This is a genomic window from Variovorax paradoxus (genome assembly GCF_000834655.1).
GTDB lineage: Bacteria > Pseudomonadota > Gammaproteobacteria > Burkholderiales > Burkholderiaceae_C > Variovorax > Variovorax paradoxus_F.
In genome coordinates this window covers 40,067-60,296 of record NZ_JXQQ01000001.1, presented here as the reverse complement: position 1 = coordinate 60,296, position 20,230 = coordinate 40,067, and the positions used below count along the sequence as shown (strand labels likewise).

Below are 20,230 nucleotides of genomic sequence, written 5' to 3'. Positions count from 1 at the left end.
GCGCGCGCGTCAACCGCTCACGATAGTTGTCGTCGACCGCTCAAGATAATTGTCGTCCGCCATCCTTGGAGGTGATGCCGGACGAGAACGTGTTCCGTGAGGTCGATCAGTTCTTCGAAGATGATGGCCACGAATCGCCCGAGACATCAGCAATCTTTCTGTTGTTGGTCAGCGCGTGCCTCGCGGGAGGGGGCGAGTGATTGCAGTCATGCGAGTGTTGCCGAAGCCGAGCCGCGCTGACCTCATGGACGCGCTTGCAGATCTCCACCTTGCGCAGGCAATTTGGTTCGTCGCTCCCGAAGAACTCGCATCAATCAATGAGCCTCTATGCGCAAGCTTGCGCAGGGCACCTGGACGCGAGTTAGCGACGCCTGAAGCGACGGCGATATGGCATCTACTAGAGGCCGAGCTTTGCCGAGACTACAAGACCCATATGCTCGCTGCGAAGTAAGTCGTGTAGCGCATCCTCGGCAATTCATGGCGCGGCGAGGGCGCCAGCTTCATGGGGCAACCGTAGGCTACGACGTTGATCACACCGAGGAGCCTAGGCCGTGCCGAGGACTAAGAACCGAATAAGCGAAGGCCGTACCGACTAGGTGATCGTTTCATTCCTTGTGGATCACCCTGTGGTGTTCCTCTCGGGTCTCCTGTGGGAGTCCGAGGGGGCAAGCATCATGAGGACGAACTTGTGCAAAGCAGGGGTAGAGTCACTCCATGCTGAAAAAGAACATTGCCCTAACGGTTATCGAAGTCCATCACGAGTACCGCTGGATCGTTATGAGCTTCGACACGAAAGCTAAGGTTTGGGTCGCTGTCAAGGAATCGCCAGCGAACTATGTCTCTTGGGCCATGGCCTGGAAAGACGGGTCGCGAACAATGGCATATGAACTTGGGTTGCCACCTTTGGATATCTAGTTTGCTTTTGCCATAAAAATCCGAAAGCCCCCTCGAAGAAATCCGGGCGGCGAATCCCCCCGTGGCCCCCTCGCTTCTGCCCCTCGCCACCGCGGCCGGGCATCCTCACCGGCACCCGCTGGAGCCCCTGCGATGGCCCCCTGTGTCACCGAATGGGCACACCACGAGGCATCCACTCCGCTAAGTGATTGATTCGTATGGGGATGCACCCCAATCGCATCGGATGTTCCGTACTCTACATACTCATGAGGGGCAGCAAGAGGAAAATAGCACGAGTGTTCTTTTCGTAGACTGCTCAGTCACTATTTAAGCTGTATCGTTCTCTCGCCTCAGGGTATCTGTACGGACACCCTCAGGACCTCCCTGTATGAACCTGCGGGGCCGCGTGGACTCACGAAATGACATCGACCCCAACGATGTACGGATCGATGCCCCCAACGTACCGCCGAACGGAGCGCTCGTTGTTGCGGATGAAGTGCTCGTCGTCCTTGACGAACTCAAGCCACTGCCGAGCGCCCGCAACAACTTCTTCGCAGAACATCGGAAGGTCAATCATCATCGCGTCATTGAGTTCCGTGTAATGCCATCGGTTCGTTGAAACGCCCGGCTCTATGAACATGATCCTCTTCCAAGGGCTCTTGAAATGCTGCGTTGTTGCGTGATGAAGGAATGAGCACCTGAAGCTGTAGCAAGCAGCACCGGGGAAGGGATGCCCGCCTTTGGCCATTTGAGCCTTCATGTCCTCAGTCCGATAACGCTCGGACAGCCGCTGCCAACTCCGCTCGAAGTGCTGCGGATGCACCCATCGCTCAAACCACTCCGCATAGTCCTTGCCGAAGCCCGCTCCGTTCGGATGCTGCAGCCCCGAGGCGATGTCCGGTATCGTCAGGGCCACCATCAAGGACAGGTAGTAATGCTCCGCCTTCAGCGATGCCTCAAGCTGGTCTAGTACTTCCTTCATGCAACCCTCCGGGAAATTGCCACGATACCCGCTTTCAGACCCTACAGGCCCACGCTACCGCATGCCGATGCGATGCCCTCACCTAGCCCCTCACGATGCGCCTACGGGCCGTTTCCCCCTCTCTGGCACATCCCCGCCTCGCCGCAACAATGTGCTATCCACCGCGAACGGACCTCACCACAGCAGCAGCCAGGGCGATGTGATACGCGTTCTTTGTATCGCAGGGCTCGCCCGTCACTATCAGCCATTGGGCGGGAATCGCAGCCCATATCGTGGCCTCATCGGCATCGTGAAGGTGCGCCAAGCGGGCTGCCATGGCGGTGATCCAGTCGTCTGCCGCAGGCGACTCGCCGCGGCTATTTGCTGGCTGCCCCATTGCCGTTGCCCTGTCCGCCACTCGGCGCCGAGGCGGGCGCGGCCGGGGCCGTGACTGGCGCTGATGCAGGCCGCTGCATCGTCGGTACTGGTGCGCCTCTTTGTTCCAATGGACCAGAAGCCGGAGCCTTGTAGTTGCCTGTTGCCATACGATTACCTTCCAGGTTCGTTACGATGAATGCGACGGTGAAGGTGAGTGCAAAGAAGAAGGAGGCCGCAGATGTGACGTTGAGCTTAGGGATGCATATACCCCAAGGGTTACGTTCTTCGAACGCCTCCTCCTCGCCCAGCATGTAGGCTCTATGCGCAACCTTTTTTTGATAGCTCATCGCCTCGGCACTGACTAGGAACGATGCCATCGTGCTCAATGTTGCCACTGTAAAGAGCGCCCAAGAGACATACAGCATCCACGGCAATGATGCCCCTGCGATTGGGGCAAAGTCTTTCAAAAAACTCACGGACAAAGCAAGGCCCGCGCTCGAAAGCGTCAGAACGGATTTGTCGAAGTTCTCCGAACCAGAAAGCTCACGTTTGTTGGTCTCAGCTAGGAAGTCTGTATAGAGCTTTTGCGCTTCCGCAGTTGGCATGTATGGCGGCGGACTCGTGGTTGCTATTTCTGTTGGCTGGCAGGTGGCGCTGCCGGAGGGGGAGGTGGGGGCTTGACCATTGTCGGAACCGGTACTCCCGCATCGGGGAGAGGCCTTGAACTTTGTCCGATTGGTTGACCTTGATTGCTCATGTCCGCTCTCCTTGAAATTGACTTGTTTCTTCCCTGCACGGCGCCAGCGCCATACGGCACCAGATGCACTGGTAGCGGGCGAGATTTTTAAGGAGGCTCGCCGCCAGACTAACACTCGCACTCGAATTCTTGCTAGTGGCCGCTCATTGCTTTCCCTACTCACGTTTTGTCTGTGGTTGGAGGCGTCGGCGCAGCTGGTGTTGCTCCTGTGGACGTCGGAGGGGCCGGCTTCGGCGCTATGGCTGCCGGCTTAACCATGACCGGGACATAAGCCCCATCCTGGCCGACGCCGTGGCGTAGTTCGCCGCTCACTGGGGTTTTTGGTTGTTGCTCTGAAGTCATCACTAAACCTCCTGGGATACCCATTATCGAGCGCAACCACCCTATCAAGCACAACTGCTTGGCATCCATCTGGAGTACACCCTAGGCAAGCACTCGCATTGGTGCGAATTAGTGTCTGAATAGGGTTCAATTTGAAATTAATTGACACTTTCCAAAATCGGTCTTAGACTTTATCCATACACAGGCAAGGAGCGATTCCCCGATGAATGCACAGCGCAAGACCACCAGCCACGGCAAACGCATCGGCTACGTCCGGGTTTCCAGTGCGGACCAGAACGATGCTCGCCAGCTTGAAGGCGTTGATCTGGACAAGGCCTTCACGGACAAGGCCAGTGGCAAGGACATCCTCCGGCCTCAGCTTCAAGCGATGCTTGAGTACGTCCGTGAAGGCGACCACCTGTACGTCCATAGCATGGACCGTCTCTCGCGATCCCTCAGGGACCTACAAGACGTGGTGCAGTCGCTGACAGACAAAGGTGTGTCCGTGTCGTTCGTGAAAGAGGGGATGACGTTCACTGGGAACGATGACCCAATGGCGACTCTTATGCTTCAGCTACTTGGCGCCGTGGGGCAGTTCGAGCGGTCGCTCATCAAGGAACGTCAGCGGGAAGGCATAGCCATCGCCAAGGCCCAGGGTGCCTACAAGGGGCGCAAGCCGGCCCTCGATGAGGAAGCCGCGAAAACGCTCAGGGAGATGGCCGCGCAGGGCGTTCCTAAGACCGACATTGCGGAGACGCTCGGGGTCTCTCGGGCAACCGTTTATGAATACCTGAGAGCGCCCAGTTGAGGCCCGTACCACATGACCTGAAGAGAGCCCCGCAAGGGGCTTTTTTTATTGGAGAAGTCCCCGAGGAAGCCGCAGCCTCGGGAGTCCTCAAAGAGGTCGTAGGAGCCGCGTGGAGCCGCAGCCAAGGGGGTAGCCGCAGAAGTGCGTTTCGCGCGTGTGAGGCCGGCCCTAGCCCTACGTGGCGGACTTCTTCGCAGGAGGCTTCTGCGAAAGGGCTGAGCCCGCGGCGGATTTTGATGCAGCGCTCGTGCGCCCATCACCCAAGACCTTGGACGACTTTTCAGCTGCCTTGTTGGAGGTCACCTTACCGGGCTTTGCTTGTGATAGCGCACTCCCTCCTGCTGACTTCGAGGCGGCCCCCGTCGCGTCGCTGCGGATTACGCCAGATGCCTTCTTGGCTACCTTGGGACTGGTGGTCTTGCCTGCCATTGCCGTCTCCTGTTGGTCTCGGGATCATAGCCGCTCCGCTTGGAGGCCCGCCCTCAGGAAGCCCTTGCAACGGCGCCAGTAGCGGCGAAGTTCGAGGGGTAAGGGGTAGCGCTGCACGACCCGCGTAGAGGCCGTTTGCACGCTCTCGGCCGGAGGAAGGCGGGGCGGCCGGCAGATTGATCCGTTGATTGTGAGCACCGCCCCCGCTGTTCGCCAATTGCCGCCCCCACTTGGAAGAGCGCACCTTGGGTGCGAATACCACATTGATCGAGTAGTCTCGCCACCCTCGACCATTGCCCCCTTCATTTGGTAGAAGCCTTCAAGTCGATTTCCCCCCCGATTAGGTAGAGCACCGCAGTCCTGCCAGCCGGAGACACTTCTGGCGAACTACACAACCACCTTACCCGCCGCCGCACGATCACTGCGCTGGCACCTCATCAAACTCACCGGACCTGCGTTCGCCCCGGTGATAAGACCTCAGCCGCTTTGGTTGTGGTGTGACTATGAGGGGGTAGGGGGAGTGAGACGAAGTCTCCCTATGGGTTTCCTGAGGGTGCATCTCAGAGATGCCTTCGGCATGAGGAGACCAAGGAAGAACATCCTCATCCTGATGCACCTTAGAGATGATCATGAAGATGTCCTGTTGTCACCCCTGAGGCCATCTCTATTGGTCTCCAACAGGTCGCCCTCCATGGGTCCCACTGAGCATGGGCTTCATCCGTGGTTTCACCTCATCCCTGTGCACCACCGCGTTCTATCGACAGCAACTTGAGGCCCAGGCCGACGATCTCGCCGTGACTCCAAGTCCCTGCCGATAGGTCGCCACCCGCGTCCTTCCTACGAGCCTTTGCGCCAACTTCGGTGCAGGGGCTTTTTCTTTGTTTCTCCACTTCACACGAGCTTGTAATGGCACAACATCCCCCGCGTGTAATCCGCGCCTACTCCCTTCCCGTTCCCCTGTTCGATCACCTCAAGGTGTTCCAGCGAAGCCTCCAACTCGCGGCCGATATCGCAGCGGGTACTCCAGCGCGAGAAGGCGATCCGCACTGGATCGATAACAGCCGCGCCCTCGCTAACATCCTGCAGCAGCACACCCTGTTCTCTGTGGCCGCAGGGCAGGCCGGTATGCAGTCGGCGGAATTCGCCGTCGCCCTTTATCAGGGTGATTTGAAGGCGGTCAGCTCCACCGAGGTCCAGGCATGAGTCGCGCCCAGGTAGGCGACCAATTCGGAGGGCAGCAACTCCAGACGCAGGCCCGCCCGGTGGCCGCTACGGAGCAAGCTGCGGCGCCCCAACAGGAGACCCGATGGAAGGGCCTCGCGGATGTCTTTGCGCAAGGCGCAGGACTGGCCGACACGGTGCGCCAGCAGGCGGAGATCGATGAGCGGAACGCCGCCAAGCGGTGGGCGCAATCGATGACCGTAGGGGAACTCGGCAAGGCAATTCAGGAGGGCAAGATGCTGCCCTCTCAAAGCCCTGTGTTCGTCGGGACGGTGCAGCACATTTGGGGCGTGAACTCGCATGAGGCGGGCATGCGCGACCTCACAACGAAAGTCGCCAAGGGTGAGCTGAAGTTCAACTCCACCGAGGAGGCGGACCAATACCTCACTGAGTGGCGTAACACCACGCTGGCGGGTCAGAGCGACTTCGCCAAGGCGGGCTTTGACAAGGCGTATACGCAGAGCCGCGACCGCGTGCTGGATCAAGTCGCCAAGGTGAACGATGCGCAGTGGGTCAACAACGCGACTACGCAAGCTGGGGACTTCCTCGCGAACGCCTTCAACACGGTCGCGGGGTCGGACTTCAAGGGCACCCCTCAGGAGGCCGCTGCGAATCTCATGTCGCAGTATCAATTGATGCGCCACACAAAGACCCTGCCGGATGCCGCTGCGAAGGGCGCCATGGGGGAGATGCTTGTCCGCATGGCTGGCTCCGGCCGCAAGGACATCCTCGAAGCATTCCTCGACACCGACATGGACGGCATCGGCAAGGTCCGATCGTTCGTCGGCGAGTCGAAGGCGATGACCCTGATACATCAGGCCGCGGCTGCCGATGACCAGGTCCAGCGCCAGCGCATCGATAGCGAGATGTTGCCTTGGTACAAGGCCGCTGACGCGGGCTCCTTGAACGTCACCAAGCTGGAGGCGTGGGCAGCCGATCCGAGAAACTCTAAGTTCGTTTCTAGCGCTACCGTTCACAGCCTCACCAGAGCCAATATGGCAGCTCTGGCGGATCAACAGCGGACTTTGGATCGGGCAAAGATCCAAGTAGCCGTGCAGGAGTCGGAACACAAGGCCCGACAATACGTAGACGCGGCCCTGGCCGAGGGCAGCCTATGGAAAGTGCAGGGAACCGGTACCCCGCAAGTGATTACCTCCAATGGCGACGTTCGGGACTTCGACGTAAAGGAATACGCCACGCAGGCGCTGGTCGTACGCACCGCGGGTACGGGGCGGGAAATCGTCGCACGCTGGACCCCGGGTACTACCCCGACACCCCAGCAAATCGAGCGGGCTGCGGCTGGCACCGGTCCCATGCCGCTACAGCAGCAAGTGTCGATATGGGCTCAAAACGGCTTGGATAACCCGAACTGGAAGAACGCACTTTCGTCCGGCTTCCTGAACCTTGCCACTATTGGAGTCGCCTCTAGAGGCAAGCCCACTGGGCAACTCAACGAGGCGGGGCAACAGGCCATTGCTCTCTTCCGCGAATTGGACAAGGTGAATTCCGAATATGTGCGTGGGCTGGTGGGAGAGAAGACCTACGAACGCTTTAGCGACATTGCCTTTTTGATGCATTTCGGACGCTCCGCAGACGAGGCCGCGGGACTCGCCGCTGGGGCCGCTTCCGGAAGCATCGCTGATAGCGACGTTGGCAAGCTAACGAAGAAGGTTCACGCCCAAGTTGCGATGCTGACAGAAGGGCCTTGGTACAAGCCAGATTGGGCCGCTAAGCTCATGGGGGAAAACACTACTGCGAACACGGCCCAAGTGTCCGGAGCGCTGCGGCGCTACGCCACTTTGTTAGCCCATAGCGGCCAATACGGAGATGCTGAAGCTGCCGTTACAGCAGCGTTCTCCTACCTGTCAGACGACGCCGTTTCGAGCAGGATCAATGGGACGCTATATCTCCGTTCGGAGCTTCCAGGCGGTCCACCCTCGCGGACCCGGGAGGAGTGGTTTAGCCGATTCATTAATGAGGTCCCGAAGAACCGCACTAAGGAGATGTTCGGTAAGCCACAGCCCGTCCGATTGGAATGGAATCCTGCCTCGCGTGCTTATCAGGCGTACGCAGGCGGCGTGCCCGTGACCAATCCTGACAACACTCTGGCGGTCTACAGCAGGGAAGCCATTCGGCAGTGGTACGAGGCGAAGGAACAGGAGGACGTTCTCAAAGCCGTCGCAAAAGGCTCTGCCAACGTGCAAGCCGTTCAGGACACCCGGAACGCCGCCGCACGAGTCTCTGACTGGGCGACGAATGACTTCGGCAGACCACCTAAGCCGGTCACCAAGCCGGCTCCCGCGGCATCGAAGCCCCCTACGCGGAACATCCCGGACTTCTGGATCACCCCCGAGGGGCAAGCAGCGGTCGCTGCTCGTAAGGGTGGCCCCGTAAGGACTCGCTAAGAATCCAGCCGCAGGCGAATCCCGTCTCCCACGCACCAAAGCCCCGCGAGCGTCCTCATGGCGTTCTGCGGGGCTTTTTCCGTTTCAACCCACTCAAAGAAATCAATGAAAGACACAGCACATGCACCCGGTGAGGAAATCCTCATCGAGCGGAAAATCACCTTCAGAAACTCCACTTTCGGCGGACTGAAGACCTACATACGCGAGCACCAGCAGAAGACCGGCGAACGCCTCACCAATGCTTCCGCAGTGGACCGCTTGCTTCGCGCCCAGTTGGTCTACGCGATCAACCGCCGAGCCGCTCACGAGATGATGACGCTGGCGACCCCGGTGGGCGCTGATGCGCTTCGGAGCGTGGACAACAGGGAGGAGCGAGCATGAGCAAGCGAGATGGCCGCTCTCTCCTCAGTACGGTCAACACCGTGCCCACCTCCACGATGCTGACCCTCGGCCTGAGGCCTACACAAGCGCGACGGATCATCCAGGTACGCCGCGTGTTACCGTTGATCGAGGACCGGCGAACCCCTTGCCTCGATGCCCGCAAATTGTGGGAGCGAATAGGCAAGCCGCACACCCGCTTTCGCAACTGGGCGGAGCACTACATCAGACCAATGATGGCGCGGCCAGGAACAAACGCAGAAATATGTGCGTTTGAAAAGAAGGACCGTCCTGGTAAGCCATCGAAGGAGTACACCCTCAGTCGCGACGTTGCGGCCAACTTGGCAATGATGGCAAACACCTTCGAGGGCGAATACATCCGTGCGTACTTCCTCGACATGGAAGATCTCGCGCATCGCCTCATGCTGCACCTCAGTGTCCGTATTACGGCCATCGTAGAGACCGATGCCCTGGTAACGCACATGTTCCGCAGGCGTGCCGGTGATGATGCAAAGGCGGGACGCATCGCGAAAAGTAGTGTGTGCTCGGTTGCGACTGAACGCGAAAAGCTGCTCAAGGAGGTTGTGTGCGACGTCTTGACCGGCCGCTCAACGGGGTACTGGCGGGAAACCTTCAGGCGCGGTTTGCGCGACGTGCTCGGCACGGAAGATGCGAAGCTTTATGCCAAGTGCTACGAGACGGCTCGTGCCGCGGTTGAGTCAGGTCTCATCCGAGATCAAGCTGCTTTGCGCAAGTTTCTGATGCCTTCGTATGGGAGCCGGATTGATCCTGCGCGATATCGACAGGCGGCGTGAAGTAGCGGAGGGCGGACCACTAAACCAGTCCTCTAATTTCACCCATGGGCAAGTCTCACAGCATCTGTTTCGTCACGCGTGACGATTTAGTATGGGTCCTTGAACACCAAGTCGGCCCGTCGCGCCTTGGGTTTCATGCTTTCCTTCTTATCCCATGTCTCCATCACGAATGTTGCTACGGTGTGCGCAGCGTTGACGGCAAGCCGAGCATGGCGGGGCTCCAACTTGTATCCCTTGCGGCCTTCGCTATGGGCGCTGCTTGCGTGCGTGCGTAGTGCGCCAATGCCGTCTACGACAGAGAACAAGCCGGTGATAATTCGTTGGAGGTCTTGGTCCTCGATGCTTGCAGGGTCTAGCCCCAGGTCGGCCCTGACGATCTTGAATACCGGCTGCAAGTCCTGCTTGTCGGGCATCGCGAGGCCGTTGTCCTCGATGTATGTCTTAAAGATAGATTCGAGAACGTTGGCAGCCGCCGACACCGCATCGCGTGGCTTGGCCTCAACGCTGTCCAGTGCTCGCTCAAATTCGCGATGGATGGCTGGAAGGTCGCGGCCCCTGATGAGGTCGCCGAGGGCCTTGCTTGGGGCCATCCCACCTGTTGCGATGATGCCGCCCTTGTGATAACTGAGGCTACACCGTGATAGCACTGATTCGACCTTGCGGACCAGCGCCCGCTTTTTGACGGCATGTTCAGGTTCGTCACCAAAACCCGTGTACTCGTAGTCTGCTTCCAGTTCTATGTCTTCCATGTAGCCACAGATGATCCGGCCCGCCACAGCCAATGGCTCCGCGTGTTGCTTGTTGGTGTTCCGCAACCAATCCTGAGCCTTTGCGACTTTGGTGCCTTCAGGGGCATCGCCAGAGGCTTCTGCGTGCATGAACAGGCCATTGAGCGTCGGATGCGTCTCGGCATGCGAGACGAGTTCAGCGATCACGGCGATGAGAGGCTGTGGGATTGGCTGAGCCACGGCTATCCCTTCAGCGCGTAAAAGATGTGCCACCACCATCCGGTTCGGGTCTCAGTCTTCTTGAGACAATCGAACAGCGCCAGCGGATCGGAGGGCTTCAAGGTGCATAGGCCAACCTGAAGCGCATACCGCTCGTTCTCGACTCGGACCAGCGCGAAGCCGAACCACGTGAGGAGGAGTATCAGTATCACGATTAGCACCATAGAGGCGGAGGACTTCATGAGCGGCATTCTGCTCGCGTTCGGCATCCCTTCCGGTGTCAGCCCCGGCGGAATGAGCGACAAGTTGCGGCGGGGTGCGGGGACCTCACGGCGCCACAACAGGTAGCGTAAGGCCCGGGTACCGGATCGCCTCCACGGCCTCGTGAATCTCGCCGAGCGTGTGATGGTCATAAACCACTGTGCCGACGCTACCCACAGTCTTGTGTCCGGTCACTTTGTCCATCGTGCCATCGCTATGGCCCGCGCGGCGCATCAGTGGGCGCACCGTGTGGCGGAAGCAATGAAAGTCTGGTCTTGTATCAGTGAGGCCCAGGGCATTTCGGTGATCTTTGAACCACCTTCCGAAGTAGTCGCTCGGCTTGCCCTTGCGTAACGGCAGAGCGGGCCACAGGGAATCGCTGAGGGACACCTTCACAGTCTCCACGTACTTTAGAAAACCGAGCCGAATAAGTTCGCTGTGAATTGGCACGCTGCGGTGGCCTGCGGCGCTCTTGATGCTCTGACCTTCGCCTTCGTTGGTCAGCACCAGGACGTTCACCGCATCGACCTTCTGAACGTCATCAGTGCGTAGCTGGCAGAGTTCTCCCAGGCGAGTCCCCGTGAACAGGCCCAACAGCGGAATCCAATAGGCTGCTTCACGGCCACCGTAGCGGGCATCGGGGAGGGCATAGGCTGTGTGCAGCGGAGAGGAGAACAGCGTCGCGAGTTCGTCATCCTTCCACGGCCTACGCTTGTTCGTCGTCGTGGTTTTGATGTCAAGGCCGACCCACGGTTGCTTAGGCAACCATTCCAAGGTTTCGGCAGCGAACTTCAGCAGGGATTTGATGTTCGTGAGTCGGTCGCGTGCGGTCTTTGTCGTGTTGCAGTTCTCCCATAGCCACGTCCGATACGTGTTGCCAATCTCCCGCGTGATGTCGGTTAGGGCGAGGCCCTTGTGTTGCCCTTCGAACTGCCTCAGGGCTCGGTCGTAGACCGCGATGGAATCAGCAGAGCGAGGCTTGTCGCCTGATTTCGTCCAGCGGTCGTAAACATCTCGCAAGGTGCGGGCCAGTGGTTTTGCGGCCGCTTTGAGTGCATCGGAGGAGGGAGGGACGACGGGCGTCTCAATCGCCTCTCCAGCGTCCCTGAGGGCAGCTTCCTGCCGCGCCTTACGGTAGGCCAGCAGACACGCCCCTAGAGCCTCCTGTGCGCCTTCCCCGTGGGGGTCGAAGGCTATCCCCAGCTTGAGGGCCTCGAAACGCACCAACGGAAGCACGGCGGCACGCCTGCGTTTTGCCAGATCGGCGCCTGCGCGGGCATCTAGTAAGGCGTTCAACCCTGCAAGCGTTTCCGCGTCGTCATCGCTGAGGCCTGCTCCGGCTGACATGTCGCGGAATGGGGCTACATGGGGAGTTGATTCGCCGATGCGCAGCGCCGAACTTCCGCGATGTTCAACAACTTTCGCGGCGTGTGCAAACGGGGCGAGTATCGATGCGTCCTCGCGCAGGGCGTCATCCTGGCGCAGCACCCGCGCACGAACCCTCAGGGCCAACTCTTGAGCTAGTTCTCGCGTGATGACCGATAGCGGCTGCGGTTTCAACTCGCGGCGCTTCGCGGCGAATTCAGCAAGCCATTCGGCACGTTTCATGGTGCCCCGAGCGGTGGCCTCTCGGCGGTCGCTTGTGTCCAGTGCGAGGTTCATCGCGCGTTTGCCGTAGACCTCGCGGAGGTCGGGCGGAACGACGATATTGATGTACCACCGCGTGCCTCGCAAATTCAAACCCGTGAGGGTGCCTGCCATGTCTTTCTCCAAGGTCATGGCTGTGCGAGGTTCTACAGTTAGGTTCTACAGACCGGGGCTCGTAACCCCTTGTCAGCGCGTAAGTTCTTGAAAACTCACGGCTTTTTGATGTTAGGTTGACGAGCCTTACCCCTGGCACTGACTACGCAGTTAGGGCTGCTTGGTTCCCCACCTGACCCGGTTGGCCACTTCACCATGCAGGGAGGCCCGTCAGCTTGCATTGTAACCCCCCAGGATGCGCGCACTTTGTGCCGCTTCTCCTTCTGCTGGCGAAACGGGGTTCACCGGCGTCCCATGAAAAATCCCGCTTTTTTTGATTGCCTTGCGAGCCCGGATCGTGCGGCTGCGCCTTTTAGAATGCCCGCAATGTCTTATCTCGTGCTCGCTCGCAAGTTCCGTCCGAAAACCTTCGGTGAGATGGTCGGTCAGGGGCATGTGGTGCAGGCGCTCGAGAACGCACTGACCACCCAGCGCCTCCATCACGCCTATCTTTTCACCGGTACGCGGGGCGTGGGCAAGACCACCGTCTCGCGCATCCTGGCCAAGTCGCTCAACTGCCAGGGGCCGGACGGGCAGGGGGGCATCACCGCCGCGCCGTGCGGCGTTTGCCAGGCGTGCCGCGACATCGATTCGGGCCGCTTCGTGGACTACACCGAGCTCGACGCAGCCTCCAACCGCGGCGTCGACGAAGTGCAGTCGCTGCTCGAGCAAGCCGTCTACAAGCCGGTGCAGGGGCGCTTCAAGGTCTTCATGATCGACGAAGTGCACATGCTCACGAACACCGCGTTCAACGCGATGTTGAAGACGCTCGAGGAGCCGCCCGAATATCTCAAGTTCGTGCTCGCGACCACCGACCCGCAGAAGGTGCCGGTCACGGTGCTCTCGCGCTGCCTGCAGTTCAACCTGCGCCCGATGGCGCCCGAGACGATCCTCGAACACCTGACGGGCGTGCTGCAGACCGAGCAGGTGCCGGCCGAGCCGCAGGCGTTGCGCCTCCTGGCGCGCGCGGCGCGGGGCTCGATGCGCGATGCGCTCTCGCTCACCGACCAGGCCATCGCCTTCGGCAACGGCGAACTGGTCGAGACCGGCGTGCGGCAGATGCTCGGCAGCGTGGACCGCGGCCATGTGTTCAAGCTGATCGAGGCGCTCGCGCAGGGCGACGGCAAGACCGTGGTCGACACCTCCGAGGCCTTGCGCCGCGACGGCATGTCCGCCGCGTCAACGCTCGAGGAGATGACGTCGGTGCTGCAGGGCATGGCCGTGCTGCAGGCGGTGCCTTCGCGGGCCGAGTCCGCCGATTCGGCCACCGATCCGGACGCCGCCGACACCGCGCGTCTCGCATCGCTGATGCCGGCCGACGAAACGCAGTTGCTCTACAGCCTCTGCCTGCATGGCCGGGGCGAACTGGGCCTGGCACCCGACGAGTACGCCGCGCTGACCATGGTGCTGCTGCGGCTGCTGGCCTTCAAGCCTTCCCACGCGGCCGCTTCGACGGCTACCCCGGAAAAAAAAACTCTGAATGAAGCCCAGGGTGCTTCGGCGAGGGCTCCGGCTCCTGTCGCTGCTCCTGCGCCCATGGCCAGGCCCCCGGCCGAGACCCCGCCTCCGACGGCGCCCACGCCGCCAGTGCAGGCTCCCGCCGCAGCGTCGAATGCACCGGCATCGGCCCCCGCGGGTCATCGCCTGGCAGTGGTCGACGAACCCATGCGGCAATCGGACCCAAGGCCCCCGCCGACGGATGCGCCTGCCAAGGTCGTCGGCATGCCGATCCGCGTGCAGCCGCCGCCCGGCCAGCGCGATGCGCCGCGCACCGACGAGCAGCGCGGGCCTGCCGCGCCGATCCCCCCCAGCGAGGACGGCGACTTCTGGTACGCCACGGTCACCCAGTTGGTCGCGGCCGAAAGCATCACGGCGCTCTCGCGCGAACTCGCCTTGCAATCGCAACTGGTGGGGCGTGACACCGACCAGTGGATCCTGCGCATCGAGCGGGAAACACTCAACCAGCCTTCCAGCCGCGAGAAGCTCACCGCGGCGCTCAACGCGCTCGGCCACGACATTAAGCTCGCGATCGAGATCGGCGGCGTGGTCGACAGCCCCGCGCGTCGCAACCGCCACGCCGCCGAGGAGCGCCAGCGCGTGGCCGAGGAGGCCATCCACAGCGACCCCGAGGTGCAGATGCTGATGCGCGACTTCGATGCGAAGATCGTCCCCGGAACGCTGCGGCCGGCCTGAGCGACTGAACCGGGCAACGTCGCCGCGTCTCTCTCTCTTATCCTTCATCCATTTTCTTCACCACACATACAGGACCAACGATGTTCAACAAAGGACAACTGGCCGGCCTCATGAAGCAGGCGCAGGCAATGCAGGACAACCTCAAGAAGGCGCAGGAAGAACTGGCCCACATCGAGGTCGAAGGCGAATCGGGCGCCGGCCTCGTGAAGGTCGTCATGACCTGCAAGCACGACGTCAAGCGCATCACCATCGATCCGAGCCTCCTGGCCGACGACAAGGACATGCTCGAAGACCTCGTGGCCGCCGCCTTCAACGCCGCAGTGCGCAAGGCCGAGGAAACCAGCGAGCAGAAGATGGGCAAGCTCACTGCAGGCATGCCGGGCCTCCCGCCGGGCATGAAGCTGCCGTTTTAATGACTCACCCCCAGGCTTGCCCACTGCGTGTGGCCGCCAACCCCCTTGCAGGGGGCAACACCGCTGGCCCGGCAAAGCCGGCTCCAGGGTGTTCGCGCGAAGGGAAACGTTGACATGGCCGACGCCAGTTCGCTCGACGCGTTGGTCGATGCGCTGCGCCGCCTGCCCGGTGTCGGCGTGAAGTCGGCCTCGCGCATGGCGTTTCACCTGCTGCAGCACGACCGCGACGGTGCCCAATTGCTGTCGCGCGCATTGCAGCAGGCAGCGGGCAATGTGCGGCACTGCGAACTCTGCAACACCTTCACGGAAGCGCCGATCTGCAGCGTGTGCATGGACTCGCGCCGCGATGGCACGAAGCTGTGCGTTGTCGAGACGCCCGCCGACCAGGCCGCGCTGGAGCGCACCGGTGCCTTCCGCGGCTACTACTTCGTGCTGATGGGCAAGCTCAGTCCGCTCGACGGGATCGGGCCGAAAGACATCGGCCTGCAGAAGTTGTTCGACCGTGCGCTCGACGGCACGGTAAGCGAAGTCATCCTCGCCACCAATTTCACCGCCGAGGGCGAAGCCACGGCGCACGTGATCGGCGAAGCGCTCAAGCAGCGCGGCCTCACCGTCACGCGCCTTGCGCGGGGCGTGCCGGCCGGCAGCGAGCTCGAGTACGTCGACCTCGGCACCATCGCGCACGCGCTGGTCGACCGCCGATAGCCCAGGCGACAGCGCCACGCCGACCGACATGACCCTCTCACTGCTCACCGTTGCCTACTGGTGCGTGTTCATCGCCTGCGGGCTGCCGTACCTTGCGGCATGGATCGCGAAGGCCGGCAACTTCGGTCCGCGCGACAACGTGCATCCGCGCGATTGGGCCGCCAGGCAGAACGGCTGGCGCGCACGCGCCAACAGCGCGCAGGCCAACACCTTCGAGGGACTGCCGTTCTTCATCGGCGCGGTGATCATCGCGCACCAGCTGGGCGTCAATCAGGCGCGGCTGGACATGCTGGCGGTGGCCTATGTCGTGCTGCGCACGATCTACCTTGCGATCTACATCAAGGGTCTGGGCGGTGTGCGCAGCGCTGTCTGGGCGCTCGCGTTCCTGGTCAACATCGCGATTCTTTTCCTCGCGAAGTAGGCTGCGGCAGGCCGTTTGGCAGAGGTGCGATGAGGCCTCTCGGGGAGGCCTTCGTGCTTACGTGGAAACCCGCACGGGATGACCCCGATGCAGGCAACGGGCGCGCACCCCTAAGCTCGATTCACTTCACAAGAATCAAAGAGCCCGCAGGACCGCTTCATGCTTCATCGCAGAACCCTCATTTCCGCCTCCGCAGTCGCCGCCGCCGCGATCGCGCTGCCGCGGGTTTTTGCGCAAGCCAAGCTGGAGAAAACGAAGATCTCCATCGCGGTCGGCGGCAAGGCCGCTTTCTATTACCTGCCTCTCACGATCTCCGAGCAGCTGGGCTACTTCAAGGCCGAAGGGCTCGAGGTGGAGATCTCCGATTTCGCCGGCGGCGCGCGCGCGCTGCAGGCGGTGGTGGGCGGCTCGGCCGATGTCTGCTCGGGCGCCTACGAACACACCATCAACCTGCAGGCCAAGAACCAGTTCTTCCAGGCCTTCGTGCTGCAAGGCCGCGCGCCGCAGATCGCGGTGGGCGTGTCGACCAAGAACATGGCGGGCTACACCGGCATCCAGGACTTGAAGGGGAAGAAGATCGGCGTCTCGGCACCGGGCTCGTCGACCAACATGGTGGCCAATCTCGTGCTCTCGCGCGGCGGCCTCAAGGCGAGCGAGGTGAGCTACATCGGCGTGGGTGTCGCGGCCGGCGCGCTCACCGCGCTGCGCTCGGGCCAGATCGACGCCATCAGCAACACCGACCCGGTGATGACGATGCTCGAGCAGAAGGGCGACGTGAAGATCATCAGCGACACGCGCACGCTCAAGGGCACGCAGCAGGTGTTCGGCGGACCGATGCCCGCGGCCTGCCTCTACGCGCCGATCGATTTCATCCAGAAGAATCCCAACACCTGCCAGGCGCTGGCCAATGCGATCGTGCATGGCTTGAAGTGGCTGCAGACGGCGGGGCCGGGCGACATCATCAAGACGGTGCCCGAGACCTACCTGCTCGGCGACCGCGCGCTGTACCTGGCATCCTTCGACAAGGTGCGCGAATCGATCGCCACCGACGGGCTCGTGCCGGCCGAGGGCCCGAAGACGGCGCTCACGGCCATCGCGAGTTTCGATGCCGCGGTGAAGGCCGACAAGATCGACCTTGCCCGGACCTACACCAACGATTTTGCTAGGCGCGCGAAGGACAGGTTCAAAGCCTGACTCCGAACGTCCCCGCGACCCGGCCTTGGCCGGGTTTTTTAATCCTGCAGACATGTCCGATCACGCACTCGAACTTCTCTCCATCAGCTGCACCTTCCACTCGAAGGACGACCCCGGCCAGCGCTACACCGCTGTCGCCGACACCACGCTGCGCATCAAGGCCGGGGAGTTCGTCTCCGTGGTCGGCCCCACGGGATGCGGCAAGTCGACGCTGCTGAACGTGGGCGCCGGGCTGCTCGAACCATCGTCGGGCACGGTCAAGGTGTTCGGCCAGACGCTTTCGGGCGTCAACGCGCGCGCGGGCTACATGTTCCAGACCGAGGCGCTGATGCCGTGGCGCAGCGCCGTCGCCAACGTGATGGTGGGGCTGCAGTACCGCGGCGTGTCCGATGCGGATGCGCGCGAGCAGGCCGAGGCCTGGCTCTCGCGCGTGGGCCTCTCGGGATTCGGCGACCGCTACCCGCACCAGCTCTCCGGCGGCATGCGCAAGCGGGTTGCATTGGCGCAGACGCTGGTGCTCGACCCGGACATCATCCTCATGGACGAGCCCTTCAGCGCGCTCGACATCCAGACCCGGCAGCTGATGGAAAACGAGGTGCTCGACATCTGGAGCGCGAAGAAGAAGGCGGTGCTCTTCATCACGCACGACCTCGATGAAGCCATTGCGATGAGCGACCGCGTGGTGGTGCTGTCGGCCGGGCCGGCGACGCACCCCATCGGCGAATTCGACATTGACCTGGCCCGTCCGCGCGACGTGGCCGAGGTGCGCACGCAGCCGCGCTTCGTCGAGCTGCACACGCAGATCTGGGAGGTGCTGCGCGACGAGGTGCTCAAGGGCTACGCGCAGCAACTGAGGAAAGCCGCATGATCCCGCGCCTCAATGAACGCAACGCGCGCTTCTGGCAGCTCGTGCTGCTGGTGCTCATCCTGGTGGGCTGGCACGTGGCATCGCGCAACCAGCAGTTCGCCTTCTTCGTCGGCGAGCCGATCCAGGTGGCGGGGCGCATCTGGAGCTGGTTCCTGCCGTTCGAGGTGCCGCCGAACCTGCTCTTTCCCGAGGGACTGAAAGGCAACGCCGACATCTACCGGCACCTGGGCACCACGCTGCTGGAGACGGTGCTGGCCTTCGGCATCGGCACCGTGATGGGTCTCGCTTGCGGCCTGTGGCTCGCGCTCGCGCCCACCGCGAGCCTGATCCTCGATCCCTACATCAAGGCTGCCAACTCGATGCCGCGCGTGATCCTCGCGCCGATCTTCGCGCTGTGGTTCGGCCTCGGTATCTGGAGCAAGGTGGCGCTGGCGGTCACGCTGGTGTTCTTCATCGTGTTCTTCAACGTCTACCAGGGCGTGCGCGAGGTGAGCCCGGTGGTGCTGGCCAATGCGAAGATGCTGGGCGCCAACCAGCGGCAACTGCTGCGCACCGTGTACCTGCCGAGCGCCACGAGCTGGGTGTTCTCGAGCCTGCACACTTCGGTGGGGCTGGCATTCGTCGGCGCGGTGGTGGGCGAGTACCTGGGCTCGGCGCGCGGCGTGGGCTACCTCATCCTGCAGGCGGAGGGCACGTTCGACGTCAACACCGTGTTCGCCGGTATCGTCGTACTCACGGCCTTCGCGCTGGCGCTCGACGGGATGGTCGGCCTGATCGAGAAGCGCCTCATGAAATGGCAGCCACGCAGCGGGGAAACCGAAAAACTCTAGCTGCCTGACATTCGACAACTGAAAGGGAGCGAGTCATGTCGAGCAAGAAAAACGGACTGCCAACGACTTTGCGATCGCGCGACCAGGCCGCCAGGGTCTCGAACGAAGAACTGTTCTTCGACCTGGTCTATGCGTTCTCGGTCACGCAGCTGTCGCACTACCTGCTGGACCACCTGAGCCTCCTGGGCGCGCTGCAGACGCTGGTGATGTGGTTCGCGGTCTGGCTCGGCTGGCAATACACCGCCTGGGCCACGAACTGGTTCAACCCCGGGTCGCTGCGCATACGGGGCATGCTGTTCGGCGTGATGCTGCTGGCCATGGTGATGGCGTCGGCGGTGCCCGGCGCTTTTGCCGAGCGGGGGCTGGTGTTCGCGTGTTGCTTTGCAGGCATCCAGGTCGGGCGCACCTTCTGCATGCTGATCGCGGTGGGCAGCAAGAGCCCGCTGGCGCCCAACTTCCGGCGCCTGCTGGCATGGAACTGCGTGGCGGCCGTGTTCTGGATTGCGGGCGGGTTGTCCGAGGGACCGTGGCGCATCGGCCTGTGGTTCGTCGGCGTGCTGTGCGAATACGTCGCGCCGATGGTGGGCCTGGTCTTTCCGGGGCTGGGTCGCTCATCGACGGCGGAGTGGACCATCGACGGCGGCCATCTCGCCGAGCGCTGCCAGCTCTTTGTGATCGTGGCGCTGGGCGAATCGATCCTGGCCAGCGGCATCGCGTTCGGCCATCACGCCGAGTGGCACCTGGTGGACGTGTACGCGCTTCTCGTGGGCTTCGCGGGCAGCCTGGCCATGTGGTGGATGTACTTCGACACCAGCGCCAGGGAGGCCACGCATTCGATCGAGCATTCGAACGACCCGGGCCGCATGGGCGCCAACTTCCACTACACGCACGTGATCCTGGTGGCCGGCATCATCGTGTGCGCGGTCGCGGACGAACTGGTGATCGGAGAGGGCGCGCACCACGCCCAACTCAAGTACCTCGGGCCGCTCCTGGGCGGGCCGGCCATCTACCTCTTCGGCAATGCGCTGTTCAAGCGCGTGGTGCGCGGCTTCCTGCCGCAGTCGCACCTCTACGGACTGATTGCGCTCGTTGTGCTCGCGGCGTTCGCGTCGCACCTCACGGTGCTGGTGGTGGGCACGCTGACCACGGTGGTGATGATTGCCGTGGCCGCGCTCGAAGCCGTGGTGCGGCGCCGGGCGTGGGCCGCCCAGGCGCATTGAACGGGCCCCGC

Annotated in this window: 17 protein-coding genes and 1 other RNA gene; 13 read left to right on the top strand and 5 right to left on the bottom strand. The window is 62.1% G+C overall.

Annotated features, from left to right (window positions below):
* Positions 1-1,306: 1,306 nt before the first annotated feature.
* Positions 1,307-1,876: a hypothetical protein gene (locus RT97_RS00280; protein WP_042576777.1), complete on the bottom strand. Its 570-nt coding sequence runs from the start codon at positions 1,874-1,876 to the stop codon at positions 1,307-1,309.
* Positions 1,877-2,232: 356 nt separating this feature from the next.
* Positions 2,233-2,838 (bottom strand): hypothetical protein, encoded by a 606-nt coding sequence (locus RT97_RS32945; protein ID WP_155403693.1) that lies wholly within the window; start codon positions 2,836-2,838, stop codon positions 2,233-2,235.
* 696 nt (positions 2,839-3,534) lie between these two features.
* Here RT97_RS32945 and RT97_RS00275 point away from each other — a divergent pair.
* The 5 genes from RT97_RS00275 (at position 3,535) to RT97_RS00255 (ending at position 9,367) form a co-directional block, all read left to right on the top strand.
* Positions 3,535-4,119, top strand: coding sequence for a recombinase family protein (locus RT97_RS00275; RefSeq protein WP_042576776.1), 585 nt, complete (start codon positions 3,535-3,537; stop codon positions 4,117-4,119).
* Positions 4,120-5,454: 1,335 nt separating this feature from the next.
* Entirely contained in the window at positions 5,455-5,751 is a 297-nt protein-coding gene (locus RT97_RS00270) for a hypothetical protein (protein WP_042576775.1), read from the top strand.
* Positions 5,748-8,174 carry a hypothetical protein gene (locus RT97_RS00265; protein ID WP_042576774.1) on the top strand — a complete coding sequence of 809 codons (2,427 nt, stop codon included), beginning with the start codon at positions 5,748-5,750 and terminating at the stop codon, positions 8,172-8,174. The genes RT97_RS00270 and RT97_RS00265 overlap by 4 nt, the downstream gene beginning before the upstream one ends.
* A gap of 105 nt (positions 8,175-8,279) precedes the next feature.
* Entirely contained in the window at positions 8,280-8,555 is a 276-nt protein-coding gene (locus tag RT97_RS00260; RefSeq protein WP_042576773.1) for a hypothetical protein, read from the top strand.
* Positions 8,552-9,367, top strand: coding sequence for an antA/AntB antirepressor family protein (locus RT97_RS00255; RefSeq protein ID WP_042576772.1), 816 nt, complete (start codon positions 8,552-8,554; stop codon positions 9,365-9,367). The genes RT97_RS00260 and RT97_RS00255 overlap by 4 nt, the downstream gene beginning before the upstream one ends.
* An 86-nt stretch (positions 9,368-9,453) precedes the next feature.
* On the opposite strand, the gene RT97_RS00250 is transcribed toward RT97_RS00255, so the two are convergent.
* The 3 genes from RT97_RS00250 to ffs form a co-directional block, all read right to left on the bottom strand.
* Positions 9,454-10,302 carry an abortive infection family protein gene (locus RT97_RS00250; protein WP_253278092.1) on the bottom strand — a complete coding sequence of 283 codons (849 nt, stop codon included), beginning with the start codon at positions 10,300-10,302 and terminating at the stop codon, positions 9,454-9,456.
* Between the two features lie 339 nt (positions 10,303-10,641).
* A complete protein-coding gene (locus tag RT97_RS00240) occupies positions 10,642-12,336 on the bottom strand; it encodes a site-specific integrase (protein WP_172672133.1) in 1,695 nt (564 codons plus the stop codon).
* A gap of 115 nt (positions 12,337-12,451) precedes the next feature.
* Positions 12,452-12,548, bottom strand: an RNA gene (gene ffs, locus RT97_RS32265) — signal recognition particle sRNA small type.
* 154 nt (positions 12,549-12,702) lie between these two features.
* On the opposite strand from ffs, the gene dnaX reads away from it, so the two are divergent.
* The 8 genes from dnaX to RT97_RS00200 all read left to right on the top strand — a co-directional run bounded on the left by dnaX (position 12,703) and on the right by RT97_RS00200 (position 20,219).
* Positions 12,703-14,568: a DNA polymerase III subunit gamma/tau gene (gene dnaX, locus RT97_RS00235; protein WP_042576769.1), complete on the top strand. Its 1,866-nt coding sequence runs from the start codon at positions 12,703-12,705 to the stop codon at positions 14,566-14,568.
* Positions 14,569-14,648: 80 nt separating this feature from the next.
* Entirely contained in the window at positions 14,649-14,981 is a 333-nt protein-coding gene (locus tag RT97_RS00230; RefSeq protein ID WP_007836669.1) for a YbaB/EbfC family nucleoid-associated protein, read from the top strand.
* Between the two features lie 114 nt (positions 14,982-15,095).
* Positions 15,096-15,686, top strand: coding sequence for a recombination mediator RecR (recR, locus tag RT97_RS00225; protein ID WP_013540938.1), 591 nt, complete (start codon positions 15,096-15,098; stop codon positions 15,684-15,686).
* A 28-nt stretch (positions 15,687-15,714) separates the two neighbouring features.
* Positions 15,715-16,107, top strand: coding sequence for an MAPEG family protein (locus tag RT97_RS00220; RefSeq protein WP_042576768.1), 393 nt, complete (start codon positions 15,715-15,717; stop codon positions 16,105-16,107).
* A 159-nt stretch (positions 16,108-16,266) separates the two neighbouring features.
* Entirely contained in the window at positions 16,267-17,301 is a 1,035-nt protein-coding gene (locus tag RT97_RS00215) for an ABC transporter substrate-binding protein (RefSeq protein WP_042576767.1), read from the top strand.
* Between the two features lie 52 nt (positions 17,302-17,353).
* The gene (locus tag RT97_RS00210; protein ID WP_042576766.1) at positions 17,354-18,169 is read left to right on the top strand and encodes an ABC transporter ATP-binding protein; all 816 of its coding nucleotides are present in this window, start codon (positions 17,354-17,356) and stop codon (positions 18,167-18,169) included.
* Positions 18,166-18,999: an ABC transporter permease gene (locus RT97_RS00205; RefSeq protein ID WP_042576765.1), complete on the top strand. Its 834-nt coding sequence runs from the start codon at positions 18,166-18,168 to the stop codon at positions 18,997-18,999. The genes RT97_RS00210 and RT97_RS00205 overlap by 4 nt, the downstream gene beginning before the upstream one ends.
* 35 nt (positions 19,000-19,034) lie before the next feature.
* Positions 19,035-20,219, top strand: a complete 1,185-nt coding sequence (locus tag RT97_RS00200) for a low temperature requirement protein A (RefSeq protein ID WP_042576764.1) — start codon at positions 19,035-19,037, stop codon at positions 20,217-20,219.
* Positions 20,220-20,230: the final 11 nt, after the last annotated feature.